Source organism: Kitasatospora putterlickiae (genome assembly GCF_039527695.1).
In the GTDB taxonomy this organism is placed as follows: Bacteria; Actinomycetota; Actinomycetes; order Streptomycetales; family Streptomycetaceae; genus Kitasatospora; species Kitasatospora putterlickiae.
In genome coordinates this window covers 33597-39997 of the sequence record NZ_BAAAKJ010000314.1, presented here as the reverse complement: position 1 = coordinate 39997, position 6401 = coordinate 33597, and the positions used below count along the sequence as shown (strand labels likewise).

The 6401-nt window shown below is 72.2% G+C and carries 7 protein-coding genes; 4 read left to right on the top strand and 3 right to left on the bottom strand.

From position 1 onward, the window contains the following. Nucleotides 1-692, bottom strand: a 692-nt coding sequence (locus ABD308_RS30030) for an NAD-dependent epimerase/dehydratase family protein (protein WP_344341783.1), incomplete at its 3' end; no start/stop codon positions are given. Nucleotides 693-790: 98 nt separating this feature from the next. Here ABD308_RS30030 and ABD308_RS30025 point away from each other — a divergent pair. After that, on the top strand, nt 791-1324 hold the full coding sequence (locus tag ABD308_RS30025) for a MarR family winged helix-turn-helix transcriptional regulator (protein WP_344341780.1): 534 nt from the start codon (nt 791-793) through the stop codon (nt 1322-1324). A 112-nt stretch (nt 1325-1436) separates the two neighbouring features. Here ABD308_RS30025 and ABD308_RS30020 read toward each other — a convergent pair whose 3' ends face one another. Then, nucleotides 1437-2810: an erythromycin esterase family protein gene (locus ABD308_RS30020; RefSeq protein ID WP_344341777.1), complete on the bottom strand. Its 1374-nt coding sequence runs from the start codon at nt 2808-2810 to the stop codon at nt 1437-1439. A gap of 268 nt (nt 2811-3078) precedes the next feature. Between ABD308_RS30020 and ABD308_RS30015 the strand changes: the two genes are divergently transcribed. Beyond that, nucleotides 3079-3456, top strand: coding sequence for a hypothetical protein (locus ABD308_RS30015; RefSeq protein ID WP_344341774.1), 378 nt, complete (start codon nt 3079-3081; stop codon nt 3454-3456). A 125-nt stretch (nt 3457-3581) separates the two neighbouring features. On the opposite strand, the gene ABD308_RS30010 is transcribed toward ABD308_RS30015, so the two are convergent. Then, nucleotides 3582-4055 carry a PH domain-containing protein gene (locus tag ABD308_RS30010; protein WP_344341771.1) on the bottom strand — a complete coding sequence of 158 codons (474 nt, stop codon included), beginning with the start codon at nt 4053-4055 and terminating at the stop codon, nt 3582-3584. Nucleotides 4056-4656: 601 nt separating this feature from the next. Here ABD308_RS30010 and ABD308_RS30005 point away from each other — a divergent pair. Further along, nucleotides 4657-5199 carry a hypothetical protein gene (locus ABD308_RS30005; protein ID WP_344341768.1) on the top strand — a complete coding sequence of 181 codons (543 nt, stop codon included), beginning with the start codon at nt 4657-4659 and terminating at the stop codon, nt 5197-5199. Continuing rightward, on the top strand, nt 5196-6401 hold a 1206-nt coding region (locus ABD308_RS30000), incomplete at its 3' end, for a M48 family metalloprotease (RefSeq protein WP_486327039.1). The genes ABD308_RS30005 and ABD308_RS30000, both read left to right, overlap by 4 nt.

The following is a 6401-nucleotide window of genomic DNA, read 5'->3' as shown; positions in this document are numbered from 1 at the left end:
CGGCCGGCGGCGCGCGCGAGGTCGCGCACCGGGACGGCCGACTCGCCGACGCCGTGCCAGACGGTGCCGGGCTCGGCGCGCTCGACGGCGGCCAGGAACAGCTCGGCGAGGTCGTCCACGTGGACGGTCGGCCAGCGCACGCCCTCCTCGCCGTAGTGCTCGGGCGCGCCCTGGGTGCGGGCCCGGTCGACGAGGATGGCGGGGATCCCGCCGCCCCGGCCGTACACGATGCCGGGGCGCACGACGACGGCGCGCACGCCCTCGGCGGCCTCGGCCAGCACCCGCCGCTCGATCCGCGGGCGGTAGCCGACGATGTCGATCGGGTCGGTCGGGGCCTGTTCGTCGACCTCGTGGGCCTCGCCGGTGGCGCCGAGCACCCACACGCCGCTGGTGTAGACGAAGGGGTGACCGGTGCCGCGCAGGGGAGCGGCGAGCGCCTCGACGACGGCGGTGTCCACGTCGGCGTCGCCGCTCGGCGGGGCCAGGTGGATCACCGCCTGGATGTCGGGGGTGACCGCACCGGCCAGCGAGGCCGGGTCGGCGGTGTCGCCGACCACCTGGGCGTGCCAGGGGCGGCCGGGCTGCGGCTCGGCGCCGCGGGTGAGGGCGACGACCTGGTGGCCGGCGGCGGTGAGGTGTTCGGAGACGGCGGAGCCGATGTAACCGGTGGCACCGGTGAGCAGGACCTTCATGGCAATCCCCCAATGTCGAAAATTTCGATGTCGAAACTATAGGTGGGATTGATCCATGATGTCAAACACTTCCATATCGAAATGTTAGACTCCCGGGCATGACGGAACAGCAGCCGCAGCAGTACGACGGCGTCGACCGCATCACGGCCCAGTGGCACGCGGTCCGCCCCGACCTGGACACCTCTCCGATGGCCGTGATCGGCCGCGTCTCGCGCGCCTCGCGCCTGCTGGAACGCGGGATCAAGGAGAACCTGGCCCTGCACGGCGTCGAACCCTGGGAGTTCGACGTCCTCGCCACCCTGCTGCGCTCCGGCCCGCCGCACGTCCTCACCGCCGGCGAACTCAGCTCGGCCGCGATGGTCAGCTCCGCGGCGCTCACCAACCGCATCGACCACCTGGTCGAGAAGGGCCTGGTCGACCGGGCCGTGGACCCCGCCCACCGCCGCCGGGTGCTGATCTCCCTGACCGGCACCGGCCGGGAGCTGGCCAACCGCCTCGTCGAACACCACCTCGTCGGCGAGCAACGCCAGCTCGCCGGGCTGAGCACCGCCGAGCGCGAGCAGCTCGCCGGCCTGCTGCGCCGGGTGCTGGTCACCCTCGGCGACCACGTCGAGGACCCCGCCCGGCGATAGCCGAACCGTCCCGGCCGGCCGGCCCGCTACGCGTTCGGCGGCGGGACGAAGGAGGCCGCGCTGCCGCCGTTCCACTCCACCCCGCCGCCGAACGCGTAGCGCGGGCCCGGTGCTACTTGAGCATGCGGGCCGCTTCGACCTGCTGGAGGTGGATCAGGATGTCGTGGGTCTGCGCGAGGCGGATCCGGGGGGCGTCGGCGATGCCGGGGTAGGTGGCGCCGATGTTCTTGACCGTGTGCGGTGTGGAGAGCCAGGTGCGGGCCGCGGCCGGGGTGTTGCGCAGGTCGACCACGAAGTCGCGGTAGCGGACCTTGTCGAGGGTGTGCTCGGCGGTGCCGGGCGCGGCGGGGGCGGCGGTGAAGCGCTCCGGGACGCCGTCCTGGTTGAAGGCGTTGAACGCGCCGTGGTCGAAGGTGAGGCCGACGCTCAGGTAGCCCGTGCCCAGCCGCTCGCGCAGGAAGTCGCCCTGCACCTTCGGGTAGTGGTCGGGGGCGTAGGACTTGAGGGCGATGTGGCCGTTGTGGGCGGAGATCATGATCTTGTCGCCGGTGCGCTGCTGCCACCAGGCGACGTTCTCCGCCATGACCCGGTCGCGGTAGAGCATGGCGCCGGGGATGCTCCGGGGGTCGTCCCAGTCGAAGGCGTACAGGGTGGTCATCTGATGGATCGCGGTGGCGTGCTGCAGCGCCCAGGCGTGCGCGTCGGCGTCGGCGCCGGGGTGCTGCTTGAGCAGCTCCACCGCTCGGCCGGTCCGCTCGGCGAGCTCCTTGCGCTCGGCTATCGGCTTCGCGAAGTAGTCGTTGACGTAGGTCTCGGCGTCGGTGGCGGGCCGCAGGCCCTGGTACAGCCCGGTGAGGTTCGCGGCGAGTTCGGGACGGATCGCGGCCGCGTAGGCGGTGACCTTGTCGTACAGCTCGGCGCCGGCGAACCCGTTGTCGTCGCCGACGAAGCGGACCGGGTCGTCGGGGTGCTCGACGTTGTAGGCGCGCATCCACTGGAGCAGGTCGCGGTACTCGGCGTTGTTCCACCACCGGTAGGTGCCCTGGAACTCCTCGTCCATGATCTGCTTCAAGTCGCCCTCGCCGCGCAGCAGGTAGGCGTCGATCCGCAGTCCGCTGCTCCAGGCCGTTTCGAGGGCGAAGGCCCTGAAGCCCTTCTCCTCGACCAGGTATCGCAGGGCCCGGTGCTTGAGGGTCACGAACTCGTGCGAACTGTGGGTGGCCTCGCCGAGGCCCACCACCTTGGCGTCGCCGACCATCCGGCCGAACGGGCGCAGGTCGGCCAGGTTGCCGCGGGGTTCGGTGGTGCGCAGCGGGTGGGCCACCCGGTCGAGGGCCGCCTCGGGGGAGCGGAACGCGGCGGCGTCGGCGGCGGCCGACGCGGCGGCCGGGGTGGACGGAGTGGCGGCGGAGGCGGCCGGGGCGACGGCCAGGGTGGCACCGAGCGGGACGAGCAGGGCGGCGAGTAGGGCCTTGTGCGTGTTCATGGCCCCAACCCTCGCCGCGCGGACACACCCCGGACCATCCAGTGCGCCCCCCGCCCGTCCCGGGGGTTATCCTCGCCCGCCGATCGGCGGCGGGCCGGGACCACAGTCCCAGTCGTGAACAGGAGTCAAGTGGATGGCCACACCGGAGTCCAGGGCTCATCGGGCCCTACAGCCCATCAAGATCATCTGAGAGCCAACGGGCCACCCCCGAACACGCGCGTCAGGGCCCGCGCTGACGACCGCACCGGGGACGTGGTCCAATTCCCGGATGAGCCTGCTGGTTGAGGTGTTCACCACCGACGAGAGCGGCAACTCCCGCTTTCCCGACGTCCCCGACGGTTCGTCGGATCTCGCGGGCTTCGAGAGCTGGCGCTCCACGGTGTGGGGATCGGAGAGAGTCCGTTCCCTCGGTGCACGGTTCTTCCCTCAACTGGCCGGCGACACACTGTGTGTTGCCCCGGCCGATGTCCCGGAGTTCATTCAGGAAGTCTTCCTGCTCCAGAGCAACGTCGAGTCCATTGCCGCTGGCATGGACTCACCCACGCCGGTCACCCACCGCGTCGGCCAGATAGCCGATCGCCTGGACAACATCCTCGATGCCGCCCAGCGAGCGATTCAGATCGGCGGCGGAGTACAGATCTCCTGACCAACGCGCGCTGACCTCGCGACCAATTCGATCACCACCGCCCTCGGTGCCGCTGCCTGGGCGGGATGCTTGCTGCCCGGTTCGCGGTCCGGGGGGAACGGGCGGGCGCCGGGCCCGTCCCGGGTTCAGTCGGCGGCGCCGCGGCGTTCGGCCAGCAGAGCGTTCAACCGCTCCACTTCGCGGTCCACCAGGACGTGCTTGTCGTCGACGTAGGGGAGGTGGACCTTGCGGCCGTCGGCTCGGAACGCGTAGGTGAGGAACGCCGGCGCGCCGCGGCCCGCGTGCGCGTTCGGGTTGGGTGCCTTGCCGAACCTGGTGATCTCGGCCCAGGGCAGTCGGCGGCGGCGCACCAGCCCGCGGACGGTGATCCCCTCGGCGGTGACCAGGGTGCCGGCCCGGGCGACTCCGACGATCACCAGCAGGCAGAAGCCGATCACCAGCAGCGAGCCGATCGCCTTCGTGGACGGCGCGAACTCCTGGTCGCTCCAGAGCGGCAGCAGTGCCCCGAAGGACAGCAGCAGGACGGTGAGCGCGAGCCCCCCGACCCGCGTCGTCGCCACCCGGTACTCGTGCGGAAATCTCAGCCGGTCGTTGCTCATCCCGCCCACCCCTCGATCCTCTTCACCGGTCCGCCGTCATGGTCGGCGGCCGGACGGATTCGCAGTATAGGGACGGGAGTTGTTCACCAACAGGCGATCGCCCGGACGGTCGGCGGCCCGGCCGGAGCGCGGGCCGAACAGTACCGGCTCCGGGCCGGTGGCCGCTGGGCTCAGGAGTGCTGCACGGCCTGAAGAGGGAGTGCGCGGGTGGGGCGAGGTCACGGCCGACCGGCCTCTGCGAATCCGCCGGCCCCTCCGCGCCCTACACCAACAGTTCGACGGCCGTGGCGAAGACGCGATTTCTCGTCACTCGGAGAGAGCGCGGAACTACGCTCCGAGGAAGCCGCCTCGTTGAGTCTCACGGTGCCTTCGGGCGCGACGGCCGTTCCGGTGTTCATCGCCGACTTCGGTACCGGGTTCGCGGGTGCGGTGCGAGTCGACATTCGGTCCGGATTCGGTCCGGGCGGTTGGCGGTTGGCGGTTGGCGGCTGGCGGTTGGCGGGTTCGGTCGCGGTGGCGTGCGGGCGCGTCACGCCGGGTCGTTCGTGGTATAGCAAGTGATGCGCCATGAGCGCGTGAACTTCATTTGAGGGTAGGGCAGTTGAGTTCGATGTCCGAGCAGATGGCCGGGGTTCGGGTCCGTGACCTGGTGCGGGATGTGGTCGCCGCCTGCGCGCCCGAGGAGGTGGTGATCGTCGAGGGCCTGCTGCGGCAGAGCGACGCTGAGGTCCTCGCCCGGCTGCGCAGGCGTCGTGGTGAGCGCGATCCGCTCGGCTTCGGCCTTGCCGAGATCGTGCCGCTCGTGGCGCCGCTGCTGTGGCTGACCCTGGAGCGGGCCCGCGAGAGGATCGCCCAGAACCTGGTGGACGGCGCGTCGCGCGGCTCGTCGACGCTGTGGCGGTGGATGCGCCGGCGCCCGCCGGTCCCCGAGGTCATCCCGCCGTTGACCCGGGACCAACAGCGCCTGGTCCACACGATGGTGCTCGACGGGGCCGCGGAGGCCGGGCTCTCCCCGGACCTCGCACAGCGGTTAGCCGACCGCGTGGTGGCCGGCCTCGTCCTGGCCGATCCGGACGAACCGCAGGGCCGGCCCCGCGGGGAAGTGGAGGAGGGCGGGGCCGAGGAGCCCCGGGAGCTGCGGTGACCGGTGCCGGGCCGGGCCCGGCCGCCGTCGACGAACGGGTTCTGGGCGCGGGGACGAACGCCCGCTTCGCCCTCCTGCTGGTCCTGCTCGTGGCGGCCAGCGGCTCGATGCTGATGCCGGTCCTGACGGCCTTCCGCTCCGGCAGTCTGACCGGCTGCCTGCTGGCGGCCGGCGCCGACGCCGACCGGCGCGGCACCCTGGGCTCCACGCTCCGCACGACCGGGCAGAGTCTTGCCTACCTGCCGTGCGCGGCCCGCGACAACCCGCCGCTGCCGTGGTGGCAGATCCTGTTCGGCCCCGCCGTGGTCCTGCTGTTCGCGGCGGTCATCGCGGCCGTGCTGCCGCGCTGGAAGCAGCGTCGCGGACGCTGTGTCGAGCTGTCCCTGGTCGACCGCGCCGGCGCCGTGGAGGCCAGGGTCCGGGCACTGGCCGCCGACCGGGTCGACCCGGTGCCCGCCCTGTTCGAGGCACCCGCCGTCCTCACCCGCAACGGCGCGGCGTTCGGCAGCAACCGCCGCCCCCGGCTGCGGCTGAACGCCGGCCTGGTGGCCTGCCGCGACACCGATGCGGCCACCTTCGACGCCGTCGTCCTGCACGAGCTCGCCCACGTCGCCAACCGGGACCTGACGGTCACCTACGCCACCGTCGCGCTGTGGCGCTCCTTCCTCGCCCTCGTCCTGTGCCCGTACGTGCTGGTGACGTTCTGGCAGGGCTGGCGCATGGTGGCGCGGGGCGACACGCTGCTCTCCGCGGACTACGCGCGTCAGGTGGCCCTGCCGGTGCTGACCGTGCTCGTGATCTCCGTCGTGCGCGCGGAGGTGCTGCGCAGCCGTGAACTGCACGCCGACCTGACGGCCCGGCGGTGGCGGGCGCCACTGGAGCACGTGTGGGCCGCCATGCCCCCGAGGGGGGACCTGCGCGGGGTGCGGCGGTGGGTGGACGGCGCGCTGGAGCTGGTGCGGATCCACCCGCGCTGGGAGGTCCGCCGCGACGCGCTCGCCGATCCGGCGCCGCTGTTCGAGGTCAGGGCGCTGCTGATGTTCCTGATCGGTGTGATCGCCGCGTTGACGAACTTCCACCTGATGTGGCACTTCGTGCCGCACGTGGCGATGATGAACGGCTGGCTCAACCAGGCGGTCGGCGCCGCCCCGGCCGCCGGGGTGATCGCCGGCATCGGCCGCGTCGCCGGGCGCGAGGTGGTC